This is a genomic window from Sediminibacterium salmoneum NBRC 103935, assembly GCF_000511175.1.
GTDB lineage: Bacteria > Bacteroidota > Bacteroidia > Chitinophagales > Chitinophagaceae > Sediminibacterium > Sediminibacterium salmoneum.
In genome coordinates, this window is record NZ_KI866530.1 from 2,464,214 (window position 1) to 2,481,003 (window position 16,790).

Genomic DNA, 16,790 nt, shown 5'->3' on the forward strand with positions numbered 1-16,790 from the left:
GTATATTACTCTATTAACTCGTATTCTCCTTGTAAGGCGTATTTCCCAAAAACCAGCAATCCGCCAACCACTATGGGTAATAAAATAAAACAGATGATTATGCCAAATACCAGGTCTTCTTGTTTGCCACTGGTTAATTTCGGAATGCCTAAAATGGTAAGTCCAAAATAGCCAACCGCTATTCCTAAGGCAAGCCACACAATTCCCAGTAACTTTCTAACTATATTCATAACAAGATTATTTTAAAATGGTTTAGTCGTTTATTTCTTTATCCTTTCCATTAATATAGATCACTCCTATAATTAAGCAAACCGTTGCTACGCCTATCGGATACCAGAGTCCTTCCAGGTACCAGTCTGATTTTCCGGCGGTCTTGGCCTGTGTAGTGAGGTAGGTGGCAACAGCCGGTAACAATCCCCCAAATACCCCATTCCCAATATGATAGGGTAAGCTCATAGAAGTGTAACGGATTTTAGTGGGGAACATTTCTACTAAGAATGCTGCAATAGGCCCGTACACCATGGTTACAAATATGACTTGTAAAAAAACCAATAAAATGAGTTTGCGTTCATCAGATTCATTCACCTGAATATGCGTGGAGCTAATGATGGCACCATTAGCTGGGTTGGTTTTCTGAATTTCTGTTTTTACCGTACTGTCCTCGTATACAGTGATAATGGTATTGATATTGTTCACCATATTGATGCTACGGCTTACTTCCTTTTTCTTTTCCAAATTGGTGGTCTGGTACATTTTTTCGTAGATGGGTCGGTAAGAAACAATGGCTACCAACATACCTAGCATCATAATCCATTTTCTGCCTACTTTATCACTGAACCAACCAAACAATAAAAAGAAAGGCGTGCCTAAGATGAGTGCAAGGAACATAAGACTGTCCACCTGTTCTTTTTGTACGTTCATGGTTTTCTCCAGAAAACTCATGGCATAAAACTGTCCGGTGTACCAAATAACACCCTGTCCCATCACTGCACCAAATAAAGCCAACAAAACAAATTTGAAATTGAGCTTGTTGCCAAAACTTTCTTTGAGTGGATTCACCGATGTTTTACCAGATGCTTTTGCCTTGGCGAATACTGGAGATTCATCCATATTTTTTCTTATCAAATAAGAAACCAACACCATTAATATGGATACCCAAAACGGAACCCTCCATCCCCATTCATTAAAATCTTCTGCACTCAGTGCGGCTCGGGTTCCCATGATTACCAGTAACGATACAAATAAACCCACCGTTGCAGTTGTCTGTATCCAGGAAGTCATCAGTCCTCTTTTGTTATTGGGAGAATGTTCCGCCACATAAGTGGCAGCGCCGCCGTACTCTCCGCCCAAAGCCAGTCCCTGCAAGAGTCTTAGCAATAATATTAATACTGGAGCCATGAATCCAATGCTTTCATAGGAGGGGATACAACCAATTAAAAAAGTAGCACCTCCCATTAGTAATAGGGTTACCATGAACGTGTATTTGCGTCCAATTAAATCACCCAGTCGTCCAAAAAATAAGGCACCGAAAGGCCTTACCACAAAACCTGCCGCAAAAGTGGCAAGGGTGCTTAAGAAAGCTGCTGTGGGATTTTCTTGCGGAAAAAATTTGGTTGAAATAATGGTAGCGAGACTTCCGAAAATATAAAAATCGTACCACTCAATCATCGTCCCTACCGAGGAGGCACTAATGACGGTAGTGATGGAGGTTCCCTTGGTTTTATTCATCTATAAATATATTCCATTCGCAAGAAAACTTCAACAACTCTGTGCAAGATGTTTTAAATTACAAGGGTAAATGTTGACCATGAGTTATCCTTATCAAATCAATTCCTTTGAAGAGTACCAGCGTGTGTACAAAGAGAGTGTAGAGAACCCCGAAGCCTTCTGGGCATCTGTTGCTGAAAATTTTGTTTGGCGTAAAAAATGGGATAAAGTACTGGACTGGAATTTTACAGAACCCAGGAACGAATGGTTCAAGGGTGCTAAACTAAATATTACCGAAAACTGTCTTGACAGACATTTGGCGGAACGTGGAAATGTACCTGCCATTATTTGGGAGTCGAATGATCCGCACGAAAAACAAAGAGTACTTACTTATAATGTATTGCACAAACGGGTTTGTCAATTTGCGCAGGTATTAATTAATAACGGTGTTCAGAAAGGAGACCGCGTTTGTATTTATATGGGAATGATTCCTGAATTGGCTATCGCTGTTTTGGCCTGCGCCCGTATTGGAGCCATCCATTCTGTTATTTTTGGAGGGTTCAGCGCGCAGAGTATTGCAGACCGCTTATACGATGCGAAAAGCGAATTTATTATTACCTGTGATGGTGCTTTTAGAGGCGGCAAAGACATTCCATTGAAATCGGTGATTGACGATGCCTTAATTGGAAACAGAACCGTAAGAAAAGTAATTGTATATACGCGCACCCGCACCCCTATTTCTATGATTAAAGGAAGAGATGTTTGGTGGGAAGACGAATTGCGTCATGTAGAAGAAATGGGAATCAGAGAAATTGAGGCAGTTGAAATGGATGCAGAAGATCCCTTATTCATATTATACACATCGGGCAGCACCGGCAAACCCAAGGGCGTAGTGCACGCTTGCGCGGGATACATGGTGTATACCAACTATACATTCGTAAACATCTTTAATTATCAGCCAGGTCAAATTCATTTTTGTACAGCGGATATCGGGTGGATTACAGGGCACTCATATATTGTCTATGGTCCACTTAGCGCAGGCGCTACTTCGCTTATGTTCGAGGGGGTTCCTACATGGCCCGATGCGGGTCGTTTCTGGGAAATTGTAGACAAGTACAAGGTTAATATTTTATATACTGCACCAACAGCCATTCGTTCCTTAATGAGCTATGGTCTGGGACCCTTGCAGGGAAAGGATTTGAGTTCTTTAAAAGTACTAGGTACAGTGGGTGAACCCATAAATGAAGAAGCATGGCATTGGTACAATGAAAATGTGGGCAAGAAAAAATGTCCCATCATTGACACTTGGTGGCAAACGGAAACTGGGGGTTGTTTAATTAGCAATCTTGCAGGGATTACTCCATCTAAACCAGGATGGGCTACTTTGCCCATGCCTGGCGTACAACCCATTTTAGTGGATGAGAAGGGTGTTGAAATTACAGAAGCAGAAGATGGTATTTATAAAGGCAATCTCTGTATTAAGTTTCCTTGGCCTTCATTGCTCCGTACTACTTATGGCGATCACGAACGTTGCAGAACCAATTACTTTGCTACGTACGAAAATCTGTATTTCACGGGCGATGGTGCATTAAAGGACGAGAATGGATTTTTCCGTATTACTGGTCGTGTGGATGATGTGTTGAATGTAAGTGGTCACCGAATTGGCACGGCCGAGGTAGAGAATGCCATTAATATGCACGCTGGTGTTATAGAAAGTGCTGTAGTGGGTTACCCGCACGATGTAAAGGGTCAGGGTATTTATGCTTTTGTTATTTACAGTAATACACACGGCGATGAAGAATTAACCAGAAAAGATATTTTACAAACAGTTACCCGTATGATTGGGCCCATAGCCAAGCCGGATAAGATTCAGTTTGTGAATGGATTGCCCAAAACACGCAGTGGCAAAATCATGCGCAGAATCCTACGCAAGATTGCAGAGGGTGAAGTAGAAAATTTAGGAGACACTTCTACTTTATTGGATCCGGGAGTTGTTGATGAAATTAAGAATGGACACTTATAAATTTTGCTATGATGAAAAAAATGATTCTATCACTGGGTTTGTTCAGTTGCGGTTTTGCATTTGCGAATGCAAACATTGTAACAACCTCATCTATTTCTGCAAATACAACTGCTATTGCACCCTTCGCCGACAATGATATCATTGGTCGCTGGGATTTAACCGTTAATATGGATGGCCGCATGGCACCGTCTTGGTTAGAGGTAAAGCTATCAGGTGTTAAAACCTTAGTGGGCTATTTTGTGGCAGATGGCGGAAGTGCAAGACCGATCAGTCATATGCAAGTGAAGGACGGAAAAATTCATTTCAGCATTCCTTCTCAGTGGGATCGCTTGGATAAATACATGGAGTTTGATGCCGTATTAGAAAACGATAAGCTTACAGGAACCATCACCCAGTCTTATGGTAAGGTTCATTCCTTCACCGGTGAACGGGCTCCTTTACTAAAGAGAGAAAAAGCACCGGTTTGGGGTACGCCGATCAATCTTTTGAGCGGCAAGGGCATTGAAGGTTGGCACGCCGATAGAAAAAATAATCAGTGGGTGAATATCAACGGCGTTTTAACCAGCCCGAAGAGTGGTGCCAATATTATTACCGATCAGAAATTTGAAGACTTCAAATTACATATTGAATTCCGCTATCCTGCTGGAAGCAATAGCGGTGTCTATTTAAGAGGCCGTTACGAAGTGCAGGTAGAAGACAATGCAGGCAAAGAACCCAGTTCAACTTTGTTCGGTGGCATCTACGGTTTCTTAACGCCGAATGAAATGGCGGCCAAAGCTCCTGGTGAGTGGCAGACTTATGATATCACATTAATTGGTCGCAGGGTTACAGTGGTTGCCAATGGTAAAGCTATTATTGTGGATCAGATTATTCCGGGTATCACAGGTGGTGCCTTGGATAGCAAGGAAGGAGAACCCGGCCCCATCATGTTGCAGGGAGACCATGGTCCGGTAGAATACCGAAATATTATTATTACACCTGCGAAATAACAAATAAAGTAGTAGGCGTAATAAAATTAAATTCATGAGAATATTTTCAATAGCCTTATTTGTTATTGTATTCTTGCAAATTAACGCAGGTGCTATTGCTCAGGGCTCCGGCATTCAAACAAGTACCGTAAGCAATACTGCAAAGGGTAAACTAATCATTGTAGGTGGGGGCGCTATGCCCGATACCATGTATCAGTTGTTTGCGAAATCTATTGGAGGAAAAGATCAGTCGGTGGTGGTGATCCCTACGGCGACCAATGATTCTGCAATTCAGGAGGGTGCCCATTTAACAAGATTTAAGAAGGAGGGCTTTACACAATTAAGCACCGTGCATGCAAGAAACAAAGCAGATGCAGATGCGCCTGAATTAATAAAAGCTGTTCAGCAAGCAAAGGGCGTATTTTTTTCCGGGGGTGATCAAAGCCGCATTGCGGATGCATTCCTAGGTACCAAAGTGCACGCCGCTCTGCTGGAATTGTTTAATCGGGGTGGCGTTTTCATGGGTACTTCTGCAGGAGCAACTATCATGGGAACCTTACTAGTGGGCGGTGATGCAAGAAAGGATTTAACCAAGCCATTTCCCTTTCCTCCTGCTTTAAATTTATTTCCGAACACCGCGATTGATCAACATGTATTGGCAAGAAACCGTCAGTTCGACTTGATTCCTGTAATTGAACAACATCCTCAGTTGCTTGGCATTGCCATTGATGAATCTACTGCCATTGTGGTTCAGGGAAATGAATTTAGTGTATTGGGTAAATCTTATGCAATGGTTTATGATGCCCGCGACTGGGATGCACAAAAAACTAAATGGGGCAGGGTGTTAAAGCCTTTTACTATGTTGGCACAACCGCAACGCTACGATTTTGTAAATAGAAAACTGTTGCGTAATTAATCCATTAAAGCTGCATAAGCTAATGCAATCTTTGCCCCGATAGCTGCATTGTTTTTAATCAGTGCAATATTGGCGTCGAGGCTTTCTCCATTGGTATGTTTGGCAATATAACTGAGTAGGTAAGGCGTGATGTCTTTTCCTCTTACGCCTGCTCGGGAAGCGGCGTCAAGTGCCAGTACAATATGTTCTTCCATAGCTGCCGCTGGTATTTCCTGATCGGCGGGTACCGGATTGGCAATCAGTACAGATCCGTTTAAACCCATATCCCACTTCACTTTTAGCATGGCGGCAATTTCTTGCGGGGTATTCAATTGTAATGGACTTTTGTGTCCGCTGTCCTGAGAATAAAAACTGGGAAATGCTTCCTGCCCAACCGTTACTACAGGAACGCCCAGGGTTTCCAGGTATTCCAGCGTAAGGCCAATGTCTAAAATAGATTTTACGCCGGCTGAAATTACCGCCACATTGGTCTGTTGCATTTCCGTCAGGTCTGCAGAAATGTCCATGTTTTTTTCTGCACCACGGTGTACGCCTCCAATTCCTCCTGTTACAAAGGTGGAAATGCCTGCCATGGCGGCGATGCGCATGGTGGCCGCTACCGTTGTTGCTCCATATAATCCCTGACTGATTACATAGGGCATATCTCTTAAACTTACTTTGTGTACCTCTTTGGCCTGACCAAAATATTCCAGTTCTTCACTGCTTAATCCAACTGTGCATATTCCTTTGATAATGGCGATTGTTGCCGGCACTGCTCCATGCTCTCTTACAATATTCTCCACTTCTCTGGCAGTGGCTACATTCTGCGGATAAGGCATGCCATGCGATATGATGGTGCTTTCCAATGCTACAACGGGTTCTCCGTCTCTTAGGGCAGCAGCTACTTCGGGATGAATATGCAGATTAGGCTTCATAATTGCAATTTGTAATTCAATAATGAAAAGTTGAGATTGTTGCTTAAGCAGGATAATACTTGCTTACATTTTGCAGCAACTGCTCCTGAGTTAAATGGGTTACAATGGCTCCGTTTACCTGTAAAATTTCTGCAGATAATGTATGCGCCAGTTTAATGCATTCTTCATCGGTCTTGCCCAATGTTTTTCCCAATAAAAATCCGGAAAGGGATCCATCACCTGCACCCGTACAATCCACCACTTCAATATCCGGCGCATGCAGGGTAACGGTTTTGTCCTTGGTGTAAAAGGCAGAGCCCTGCTTGCCATTGTGCAACCAGATATTTTTTACTCCGCGCTTCAATAATTCTTCTACCTGTAATTGGGTCAGGAAAGATTTGGCACTGCAGATAACCGGTAATTCGTCTTCGTTGGGCGTTACCATATACAAACCATTCAGGTCCATATTTAAAAGCTTCATAGCGGGTGGTACCGATACGGGTTCTATAATAAATGGTATTCCTGTTCTGTTGCTGAATGCCAGTAACCAGTTCATGCTGTCAATACTGGTATTGGCATCGGCCATAATAAATTGAGCTGTCAGTAATAAGGCCTCGTGCTTTTGCAAGTGTTCCGGTGTAACCATTTCTACTGCGGCATTGGATAAGAAGGCTGCGTATAAAGAACCATCTGAATTCAATACGCCCGTGTATCTTCCGGATATACCTTCCTTGGTTATGCTGGCATCAATTTTTACTCCCGCTGCTGCGCAGGATTGTTTTAACCAGTCGCCGTCACTGTCATTGCCAAATACACTGATCAGTTGAATATTTACTCCGAGTATGCTTAATTGTTTGGCGATGTTATGAGCAACACCTCCGGCTGTTTTGGTAATATTGGCGTTTACAGTAGTGGCAGGTAAAATGGGAACTGCTGCATGAATGAGCTCATCCACTAAAATAGCTCCCACACAAATGATTGGCTTTGACATGTGGCAAATGTACAAACTCGGTTGCCCTTTTTTTCATAATTTTCATTGTGGATTTATCCATTTTAATTTTTCTACATTTAATTCCGTAGCCCTGGCTACCTAAATAATTGTATAATGAACAGAAGAAAATTTTTGCGCAGTGGATCTTTGGCAGCAGCTGCTGCAGTAACAGTTGCAGGTACGGCCGCTTCCGGATTGGCCGGATGTAGCGGCGGTTCCAATCCCACCGAAGAAAAAAAGCGCGACAGTGCAGAAATAGCTGCGGCTGAAATTGGCAGAGACGAGTTTGAACTTTCTGAAATTACCATTGCCGAATTACAGCAGGGTTTGCAGTCTGGTAAATACAGTTCGGTTAAACTGGCCGAATTGTACCTGACCCGTATTAGTGAAATAGACCAGGGCAGGCACGATTTAAAATCGGTTATTGAAGTAAATCCGGAAGCCTTGTTGCTGGCAGAACAGATGGACAAGGAACGAAAACAGGGTAAGCTACGTGGTCCGTTGCACGGAATACCCATTATGATCAAAGACAATATTGATACTGCAGATAAAATGCACACGACCGCTGGGTCCATAGCATTGGCCGACCATATTGCTGCCAAAGATGCTTTTGTGGTTGCACAACTGCGAAAAGCCGGTGCATTGATTATTGGTAAAACCAATTTAAGTGAGTGGGCCAATTTCCGTTCAACGCGTTCTAGTAGCGGATGGAGTAGCAGGGGCGGACAAACCAGAAATCCTTATGTAATCAATCGTTCTCCCTGTGGTTCCAGTTCCGGATCTGCGGTGGCTGTATCTGCTAATTTATGTGCTGTTGCGGTGGGTACGGAAACCGATGGTTCTGTAATTGCTCCTGCTTCCTTCTGTGGTATAGTAGGAATTAAACCTACGGTAGGATTGGTTAGCCGCTCAGGGATTATTCCTATTTCTGCCACGCAGGATACAGCCGGACCCATGACCCGAACCGTTGCGGATGCGGCCCTTCTGCTGAATGCCATGGTAGGTGTGGATCCTGCGGATTCGGTTACCTTGAATGCAAAAGATAAAATTGCCAAAGACTATACCAGCTTCCTTGATAAGAATGCTCTGAAAGGAAAACGCATTGGAGTGGAACAATCTTTTTTAAAAGGTCGTCAGGAAGAAGTGGTGGCTTTGTATCAGAAAACAATTGATCAGTTAAAGCAACTGGGAGCCACTATTGTTCCTGTTGAACTGGTTAAGGAAACAGGTCCTCTAGGTGAAGCAGAGTTTCAGGTTTTGTTGTACGAGTTTAAAGATGGCTTGAATAAATATTTATCGGGTGTTAAAAAAGGAGTGAAATCGATGAGCGAACTTATTGAATTTAATAAGAAGAATGCGGAAGTTGCCATGCGCTATTTTAAGCAGGAGCTGGTGGAGATGAGCAATGCAAAAGGCGATTTAAAAAGCAGTGAATACCTGCAGGCAGTGGCCAAATCAACTTCTGCCCGTGCAATTATTGACCGTACTTTAAAAACCAATCAGCTGGATGCCATTGTGGGTACTAGTTATGGTCCGGCACATTGCATTGACTGGGTGAACGGTGACGATGATCCTGGATTTTATTTCTGTCCTCCGGCTGCTATGGCAGGCTATCCACATATCACCGTTCCCATGGGAGATATTCATGGATTGCCTGTTGGGCTTTCCTTTATTGCGTCTGCCTTTGAGGAAGGAAAAATTATTGGATTGGCCTATGCTTACGAACAGGCCAGCAAGCAAAGAAAAGTCCCTCATTTCAAACGTTCTATTTAAGGCGAAAAATGCGGTATATTCATGTTTTTAATCATGGGATTAATTTGATAAAGTGTCTGATATAACTACCAAACAAACTTCTCCTCTGGGCTGGATTGCCAGTTCCTGGATGGCCAGAGGGATTCCTTTTATTGCCTTGTCTAGTACTGTGGCAACCATGTACGACTCTTTTGATGTTTCGGATACAGAAGTGGCCCTATGGACTTCTATAATTATGTTACCCTGGGCATTGAAGTTTTTATGGGCCCCCTTACTGGAAATGTTTAAAACAAAAAGATACTTTGTGTATGTATCACAGTTCTTTTTGGGTGTATTGTTTGCTTTAGTAGCAGTGAGTTTAATCTCTGATAGTTTTTTTGGATTGTCTGTTGGATTCTTTATTGCTATTGCGGTGGCAGCCGCCACACAGGATGCGGCCATAGACGGCATTTATGTGAATGAATTGGATGCTACACAACAACAACAGTTTGCTGGATGGCAAACGGTATTTTTTACCATAGCAAAATCCTTGTTTGGTCCGGGTTTGGTTGCTCTTGCTTTTTTACTGCAGGAATCTTATGGTTTAAAAATTGCCTGGATGGTAGTAATGTTGATTTATGCTGTTCTCATGATCATAGCGGGTGTTATTTCTGCTACTAAAATTCCTACAGGCGGTAATGCTGTTCACGAAGTGGACTCCGCACCGGAAGCCGCTGTGATTTATAAAGACGTTATGCTTCAGTTTGTCAAAAGGAAGAACCTATTGTTTGGAATTGGTTTTGTTTTTTTATTCAGACTGGCAGAAGCTCAGGTTGCTAAGATTGCCCCTTTGTTTTTTAAAGCCAGCAGAATTGAAGGTGGATTAGGAATTGACAAAACCGATACGGCTTTTATTTTTGATGTAGTGGGGTTGATTGCTTTTGTTATCGGCTCTTTGGCCTCCGGCTATTTTGTGGCCGCCAGATCTTTCAACCGAAAGTCGTTGTTGACTTTGTGTGCCGTGACGAATCTTTCCTATCTGGTGTACACTTATCTGGCCATTGCGCAACCCGTTGATGATTTTTCCATTATTGCCATGGTTGCCTTTCAGCATGCCTGTTATGGTTTTGGATGGATGGCACTTTTATTCTTTGTTTTACAGGAATTGACTCCTGGAAAATACCAAGTGGCCAATTTTAGTTTTGGCATGGCCATACTATACCTTGCTTATTTATTGCCAGGTATGGTTAGCGGCTATTTTAGTGACTATATGGGCTACTATGAATTCTTTGTATGGATTATCATCTGTACCATTCCCGCCTTTATCATGAGTGCACTGGTTCCACTTAATTCAGCTCCATCTGAAACTGAATAAAATTTTTCTGTAATACGCTAGTAAATTTATTTACACAATTGGAAATTACTGCCAGCCTGCATTCCCTACTAGGTGTAATTTGGTTTGTCTGCCACTGATATACCTGAATCCATTCTGATCAAAATAACCGTCTTGTTCCAGCATGATGCGAATGGTTTTTTTCCATTCTTTAATTTCCACAGCCGCGTTTAACTCAATACTGTAAGCAGTTTGGTAATACATAGGATAATCACCGCTTCCGGGTACCCCATTCTGCATATCCCACATGCCAATGGTTGGTCCGGCGGCATGTCCGTGCGAGCCTATTGGGTGCGTATAAATAGTGGCATTGATCCCTTCCTTCTTTGCCTGCGCCAATGCATCTTTTAAAATGGCGTTGCCCGTTCTATTCAAGGCAAACTGATTGGTTAAAATATCTTGTAAGCGATTCCCAACAGCGAGTGCGTTTTTTAAATACTCGGGTGCGTCTTTTTCTCCCGGCTTTAAAACATAGGCATGCTCCTGAATATCCGAATTGAGTCTTAAATACGTAATACCAAAATCAACATGCAACAAATCTCCCTGCTGAATAATATTTTTTGCATCGTGTCCTTTGTTGCTGAATGCTGTTAAATGATCGAATGTAGTAGCATCATTGCGCTGAATTTCTACAGAAGGATGAAACCAGGTACTCAATCCCAGTTGATTTATTTTTTGTCTGTACCACCATACTAGGTCTTCGGATGTAGTGATACCCGGAGTAATTACCTTGCTGCTGAAACCCTCTGCTATGATGGCTTTACTGATTTCTATCACCTGCGGATATATCTGCATTTCACGCTCGGTTCTGGTTTCCAGCCAGGCTACCGCTAAAGGTTCTGCAGAAACAACAGCTGATTTGAATTTTGCAGGAATTTTTTGCATGAACTGTTCGTATGCCGTATGGTCTAATCCGTCTGCATGTCCATAGCTAACAGAGGTATTGATACCAATTTTCTTTGGCTGGTGTTGTTGAATAATGGCCATTAAGGCATCGTATTGGTCTGGATATTTGGTCATATCCCATGCGGCTTTTATGGAACTACCCACATTGTACCTGGCCACAGCAGACTTGGTATATTCCTTTGTTGCAGGGTTATAATAAAACACCAGCATAGTAGTTCTTCTGGCACTGATCCAGGTGGCTGGTAAGAATGTTCTTACAATTGGATCTTCATTGTATTCACGCGTGATCATTACCCACATATCTATACCCGTCTTTTCCATTAGCTTAGGTAAAAGCTGGTTTAAACGTTCGTCTAAAATTTCATCTATTACCCTTGCCTGATCTCTTAGGGGCAGTACCTGTGCATTCATTTGTAAAACAGGAAATAGAAAAAGGAATCCAATTACGTAGACTTTGCGGATAAGTTGGTTCATGGTGAATACTTTGAATCTTGAATATACTAAAATAGTTTATTGTACTTTTGCCGAATATACTTTGCATTGCCTACCTCTTTGTCATCATTGAAATTAGTTTGTAGCCTCTTGTTGGCTATGCTTTTGCAGATCCTAGGCCCATCTGTTCTTGCACAAGATCAAAACCAATATCCTGAAAAAGACCTGAATGATTATCTGTTTGGCAGAAATAGAAAATCGGCTAGCAATCAGACCGATTCCTTTGTTCCCAGAAAATTGTACACCAGTGTATTGCCCATTCCTGGCTATAATCCTGCCCTGGGTTTTGTAATTGGGGGAGGAATCAGTACCAGTTTTTTATCGGGTCATGCCAGTAGTACACACCGATCCAATATTCTGGCAAATGCAACGATTACTACCAGAAATCAATTCAATTTTAATGCACGGAACTTGATTTATTTAAAGGATGATCAATGGATTTTACAGGGAGATTGGAGATGGCTTATTTTTTCTCAGGCCACGTATGGACTAGGAATTAATTTCAATAACCACTTTCGGCCCAGGGCGCAGGAGCAGCCAATGAAATTCAATTATATCCGTTTTTATCAAACGCTTTATAAAAAAATTTATGGGCCATTGTATGCAGGGGTTGGTATTAATATAGACCGGCATTATAATATTGTAGATCAGTTGCTGGACACAAGTGCTGCCACGCCCTTTTACACAGCACATTATGAATATTCCAAGCTAAACAATATTCGCCAAGATCAGTATGCATCGGTTGGGCTTAGTTTCCATTTTCTTTTTGATAACAGAGACAATGCGGTGAATCCGCGCAAGGGTCAATATGCACTCATGAGTTTTCGGGTAAACAATGAACTCTTTGGAAGCACCCGTTCGCACAATACTTTATACTACGAATTCAGAACCTACTGGAACCCTGCCAAACACCTGAAAAGACCTCATATCATTGGATTCTGGACAATGGGTCAGTTTGTTGTTAGTGGCAAACAACCTTATTTGGAAATGCCCGGCATTTCCTGGGACATGTATAACAGAACCGGAAGGGGCTATGTGCAAGGTAGAATCAGAGGAGAAAATATGTGGTATGGGGAAGCAGAATATCGATTCCCAATTACCAAAAATGGATTTCTGGGGGGTGTTGCTTTTTTAAATCTTACTACAGCCACCAATGAAGCCAAACAGCAAAAACTGGCAGATGAATTTGCCGCCGGTTATGGCCTTGGTCTAAGAATTAAAATGAGTAAAAAAACCAATACCAATATCGGACTCGATTTTGGTATTGGTAGAGATGGCAGTAGCGGTATTTATGTGAATTTGCTGGAAACATTCTAAGAGAATGTATAAATGTATACCAGTTTTTTTGCTAAGACTATTTAGAAACTTGTGTTAATCTGTAAATAAAAACAGCAGAACGTTTCATTAAAATGGGATAGAGTTTGGTATTTAATGTTTCTCCTGGTGCGTGCGAACCTCTTCCTGCTGCGCCCAATCCATCCAGACAATCTGCATAAGCAGCAACATAAGAAATGTCACCAGCTCCTCTGCTGCCCGGATCTCCCGGAACTACTTTTCCTAATCCCATGTCTTCACTGGTTTTACTCAGGATATTCGCCAATGCTTCATTCCCTTTAGTGGGTGCCATTGAGGGGATGCCATCCTGGAAACGAATGACAGCTTTTGTTCCTGGCAAACTATTGTTTACAATATTTTGCATGGTTTTTCTTGCGTTGATTTTTTGCTCTTCTGTTAAGAAACGTAGGTCACCATTTACAACGGTTTTGGGTGATATGATATTGGTTTTACCAGATGCTTCTCCTTTCTGCTGCTCAAAGCTGGCAGCCACTTCTGATCCCCCGATAAAAATACCAGGATTAAAAGTCAGGTATTTTTCCTTGCTCAGTGTTTCTCTGAAACTGTTGACTATTCTGGCGGCTTCGTAAATAGCGCCATAACCCGCAGCCCCAAATACTCCGGAGGAATGTCCTTGTTTACCCTCCACTTCTAATTCCCATCCACTGGACCCTCTTCTTGCAGTAGCAATGGTATTTAATCCGGCTGCGCCTTCAAATGCCAGTACCATATCGTGCTTTTTGGCTCTCTCTATAAAATCGCCCCTACTGATGCTTCTGGGTTCTCCTGCATTTTCTTCGTCACCCGTCATGTAAATAGTAATATTTGCATCGTTCAGCAGGTTTAATTCATGCATGGCTTTCATAGCTGCTATAATGATTACGTCTCCCCCTTTCATATCGTTAATTCCCTGTCCGGTGATGGTACTGTCGTTCAAAACAGCAAAGGGATTGGCAGGCATATCGGGTTCGAATACCGTATCCAAATGTCCCAGCAGCATTATTTTTTTTCCTTTCTTTCCTTTTCTTGTTGCTACTAAGTGTCCGGCTCTCTTTAAAGAATCTGGCAATTGAATCCACTCAATGGTAAAACCTAGTTTGGCCAATTCAGCAGCATATATATCGCCCACGGCTTTTACGCCCGCTACATTAAAAGTTCCACTATTGATGTTGACTGAATTTTTCAATAACTCCATCATCTCCGGATAGTTAGCTTCAATTCTTTCTATCAATTTTTGTTCAGTGGGTTGTAGGCTTTGTGCATTCAATGCGCAGGCACTCAGCGTTAATAGGCAGGTTAGTAACCAGTTTTTCATATTTTTTATTTATGACTTCAATTTAAGCATGATTTTCATTTGCCGAATAAGGAATAAATAACAACGGCTGACGTTTATTTTATATTATTTAAAATAGTTATTCATTCTTTACAATTCTAGCGGAGCTTTTGATATTTTTAAGAGGAAATCATTATTTGTGCAGCAACAAAAAGAATTATACCAAAGTAAATACGAAACCTTGCTGAACGTAGCTCAGCTGGGTGGTTGGGAGTACGATGCACTTACGCAGGAGCTTTACTGTAATAAATCTTATTTCAGTATGTTGGGCAGATTGGATGGAACCGTGAAAGACTGGGATAAGTACTCTATAAAAGAAGTATGGGAAAAATGGTTGCATCCTGACGATTTGCCCAAAGCCAAAAGTTATTTTGCAGATTTTATTTTAAATCCAACCATTGAATACTCGCAACAATTTAGAATGCAACATGCAGAGGGTCATTGGGTGGTGATTTTGAGCAGGGCCAGGGCAATGAGAGATGATCAGGGCGAACTAACAGGAATGATTCTTGGGTCTCATTTGGATATTACCGGCACACAGGAGATTACAGATAGTTTTACCATTACGCAGAAGGAGTTTGAAAAAACCAAGCGACAGGTAATTAAAGACAATGCCTTTTTAAAAGCAGTATTGAATAGCCCTAAGGAATTGTTTATTGTTGCTATTGACAAACATTTTCGTTTTCTTGGTTTTTCTGATGAATATATTTCCTTCGCCAGAAAAGCCTTGAAAAAAGAAGTAGCAATTGGGATGGATGTGTTTGAAGTATTGCCAGAAGAGTTAAAAGGATTCGCTAGAAAAAATTATGAACGCGCATTGAATGGAGAGAGTTTTGTAACCAATAATTCTATTGTACTTGCAGACGGAAAGAAACATTATTATGAAAATAAGTATAGCCCCATCATTGACCAGCACGGAAAAATTTTAGGGCTTACCTTATTTACAAACGATATTACCCAGTTAAAAGAACAGGAAGAAGAAAACAGGATGATTGACCTTCGTTACGCGGCTTTATTTGACGGTGCGGAAGATGCCATATTAATTGCTGATGCAAGCTCGGGTAATCTGGTGGATGTGAATGACAAAGCTTGTAAACTATTTGGCTATACTAAGTCTGAGTTGGTTGGAATACATCAAACAAAATTACATCCTCCAGAAGCGCTCGCTTATGTTCAAGCGAAGTTTGAAGAGTTTGTAAAAAACAAAGAATATCACTTTGTTGAGACAGATATTATAACCAAAAAGGGCATAATCAAACCAGTAAGAATTTCAGGTGGAGCTCCTTTTAGAGTGGGAAAATATTTATTTACTGCCGCGTATTTTCATGATCGTACCGTTGAAAAAGCAGCAATGGATAAAGCATTAACCATTCAGGAAATGTTATCTAAGGCAGAAGGAATTGCCCATGTAGGTAGCTTTGAAGTGCAATTGCCGGAGGGACATGCATTGTGGAGCGATGAAATGTTCCGGATTCTTGATTTATCGCCGAATGAAATTATTGCACACAAAGATTATTTTACTCAACTGGTTGTGGTAGAAGACAGAGAATTATACCAAAAATGGATGGATAAGGTATCTACCATTGAAGGGGAGTCAAGTCCTATACAAGTGAAAATTGAAACGCCATCAGGGAAGCAAAAGCATGTTATTGTAAATGGAATTTCTTACGCGGATAATATTGGTAGAATATATAAATTCATTGGGGTTGTAAAAGATATTACCACCCGTATTGCTACGCTTCAAAATCTTAGGGAGCAGAATCGGAAATTAAAAGAAATTGCTTGGGCCCAATCTCATTTGGTACGAGGTCCTTTATCTGATATTTTAGGTATCAGTAAGATAATAAAGAGTGATTTAGTATCTGCTGAAGAAAGGCATAAACTGCTCCACCAAATTCACGAAGCGGCTGAAAAACTGGATGCTGTTATTAAAGATGTGGTAAGTAATACCAGTTCATTTGAAGAAATTCAAGATGATTTTGAATAATTCTGACTGTTTTTCCAGAAATACCTACAATTAGGTATAAATTATTATAAATTTTTCAGCATATTGCATAAGAATTTAGTTCAAAAATCGGGGTACATTCATATCGGGGGGTGTG

Annotated in this window: 13 protein-coding genes; 7 read left to right on the forward strand and 6 right to left on the reverse strand. The window is 41.5% G+C overall.

Annotation, left to right across the window (positions count from 1 at the left end; genetic code table 11):
* Positions 1-5: 5 nt before the first annotated feature.
* Together P767_RS0111460 and P767_RS0111465 are read right to left on the reverse strand one after the other, a co-directional pair.
* Positions 6-230: a DUF6814 family protein gene (locus P767_RS0111460; RefSeq protein ID WP_026764609.1), complete on the reverse strand. Its 225-nt coding sequence runs from the start codon at positions 228-230 to the stop codon at positions 6-8.
* 22 nt (positions 231-252) lie between these two features.
* Entirely contained in the window at positions 253-1,728 is a 1,476-nt protein-coding gene (locus P767_RS0111465) for an MFS transporter (protein ID WP_026764610.1), read from the reverse strand.
* A 79-nt stretch (positions 1,729-1,807) separates the two neighbouring features.
* Between P767_RS0111465 and acs the strand changes: the two genes are divergently transcribed.
* From acs to P767_RS16910, 3 genes are read left to right on the forward strand one after another with little or no spacing between them, the layout of a single operon-like run.
* A complete protein-coding gene (gene acs / locus P767_RS0111470) occupies positions 1,808-3,730 on the forward strand; it encodes an acetate--CoA ligase (RefSeq protein ID WP_026764611.1) in 1,923 nt (640 codons plus the stop codon).
* Between the two features lie 8 nt (positions 3,731-3,738).
* Positions 3,739-4,719 (forward strand): 3-keto-disaccharide hydrolase, encoded by a 981-nt coding sequence (locus tag P767_RS0111475; RefSeq protein WP_026764612.1) that lies wholly within the window; start codon positions 3,739-3,741, stop codon positions 4,717-4,719.
* A 34-nt stretch (positions 4,720-4,753) separates the two neighbouring features.
* Positions 4,754-5,614 carry a cyanophycinase gene (locus P767_RS16910; protein ID WP_051417324.1) on the forward strand — a complete coding sequence of 287 codons (861 nt, stop codon included), beginning with the start codon at positions 4,754-4,756 and terminating at the stop codon, positions 5,612-5,614.
* Here P767_RS16910 and P767_RS0111485 read toward each other — a convergent pair.
* Both P767_RS0111485 and P767_RS0111490 read right to left on the reverse strand, forming a co-directional pair.
* Positions 5,611-6,528: a pseudouridine-5'-phosphate glycosidase gene (locus P767_RS0111485; RefSeq protein WP_026764613.1), complete on the reverse strand. Its 918-nt coding sequence runs from the start codon at positions 6,526-6,528 to the stop codon at positions 5,611-5,613. The genes P767_RS16910 and P767_RS0111485 overlap by 4 nt on opposite strands.
* 43 nt (positions 6,529-6,571) lie before the next feature.
* The gene (locus P767_RS0111490; protein ID WP_026764614.1) at positions 6,572-7,498 is read right to left on the reverse strand and encodes a PfkB family carbohydrate kinase; all 927 of its coding nucleotides are present in this window, start codon (positions 7,496-7,498) and stop codon (positions 6,572-6,574) included.
* A 114-nt stretch (positions 7,499-7,612) separates the two neighbouring features.
* Here P767_RS0111490 and P767_RS0111495 point away from each other — a divergent pair, with 114 nt between their 5' ends.
* Positions 7,613-9,271 carry an amidase gene (locus P767_RS0111495; RefSeq protein WP_026764615.1) on the forward strand — a complete coding sequence of 553 codons (1,659 nt, stop codon included), beginning with the start codon at positions 7,613-7,615 and terminating at the stop codon, positions 9,269-9,271.
* A gap of 52 nt (positions 9,272-9,323) precedes the next feature.
* Positions 9,324-10,604, forward strand: a complete 1,281-nt coding sequence (locus P767_RS0111500; protein ID WP_026764616.1) for an MFS transporter — start codon at positions 9,324-9,326, stop codon at positions 10,602-10,604.
* 45 nt (positions 10,605-10,649) lie between these two features.
* On the opposite strand, the gene P767_RS0111505 is transcribed toward P767_RS0111500, so the two are convergent.
* Positions 10,650-12,002, reverse strand: coding sequence for a M24 family metallopeptidase (locus P767_RS0111505; protein WP_026764617.1), 1,353 nt, complete (start codon positions 12,000-12,002; stop codon positions 10,650-10,652).
* A gap of 117 nt (positions 12,003-12,119) precedes the next feature.
* Between P767_RS0111505 and P767_RS16915 the strand changes: the two genes are divergently transcribed.
* On the forward strand, positions 12,120-13,337 hold the full coding sequence (locus P767_RS16915) for a BamA/TamA family outer membrane protein (RefSeq protein WP_051417325.1): 1,218 nt from the start codon (positions 12,120-12,122) through the stop codon (positions 13,335-13,337).
* Between the two features lie 37 nt (positions 13,338-13,374).
* Here the strand turns inward: P767_RS16915 and P767_RS0111515 are convergent, their stop codons facing one another.
* A complete protein-coding gene (locus P767_RS0111515) occupies positions 13,375-14,670 on the reverse strand; it encodes a M20/M25/M40 family metallo-hydrolase (protein ID WP_026764618.1) in 1,296 nt (431 codons plus the stop codon).
* 157 nt (positions 14,671-14,827) lie between these two features.
* On the opposite strand from P767_RS0111515, the gene P767_RS0111520 reads away from it, so the two are divergent.
* Positions 14,828-16,675 (forward strand): PAS domain S-box protein, encoded by a 1,848-nt coding sequence (locus tag P767_RS0111520; protein ID WP_026764619.1) that lies wholly within the window; start codon positions 14,828-14,830, stop codon positions 16,673-16,675.
* The last annotated feature ends 115 nt before the right edge of the window (positions 16,676-16,790 follow it).

Bases quoted from the DNA above. Each gene is read 5' to 3' on its own strand.
- P767_RS0111505 (WP_026764617.1), bottom strand. From the start codon at position 12,002: ATGAACCAACTTATCCGCAAAGTCTACGTAATTGGATTCCTTTTTCTA.
- P767_RS0111490 (WP_026764614.1), bottom strand. From the start codon at position 7,498: ATGTCAAAGCCAATCATTTGTGTGGGAGCTATTTTAGTGGATGAGCTC.
- P767_RS0111460 (WP_026764609.1), bottom strand. From the start codon at position 230: ATGAATATAGTTAGAAAGTTACTGGGAATTGTGTGGCTTGCCTTAGGA.
- P767_RS16910 (WP_051417324.1), top strand. From the start codon at position 4,754: ATGAGAATATTTTCAATAGCCTTATTTGTTATTGTATTCTTGCAAATT.
- P767_RS0111485 (WP_026764613.1), bottom strand. From the start codon at position 6,528: ATGAAGCCTAATCTGCATATTCATCCCGAAGTAGCTGCTGCCCTAAGA.
- P767_RS0111515 (WP_026764618.1), bottom strand. From the start codon at position 14,670: ATGAAAAACTGGTTACTAACCTGCCTATTAACGCTGAGTGCCTGCGCA.
- acs (WP_026764611.1), top strand. From the start codon at position 1,808: ATGAGTTATCCTTATCAAATCAATTCCTTTGAAGAGTACCAGCGTGTG.
- P767_RS0111475 (WP_026764612.1), top strand. From the start codon at position 3,739: ATGATGAAAAAAATGATTCTATCACTGGGTTTGTTCAGTTGCGGTTTT.
- P767_RS0111495 (WP_026764615.1), top strand. From the start codon at position 7,613: ATGAACAGAAGAAAATTTTTGCGCAGTGGATCTTTGGCAGCAGCTGCT.
- P767_RS16915 (WP_051417325.1), top strand. From the start codon at position 12,120: ATGCTTTTGCAGATCCTAGGCCCATCTGTTCTTGCACAAGATCAAAAC.
- P767_RS0111465 (WP_026764610.1), bottom strand. From the start codon at position 1,728: ATGAATAAAACCAAGGGAACCTCCATCACTACCGTCATTAGTGCCTCC.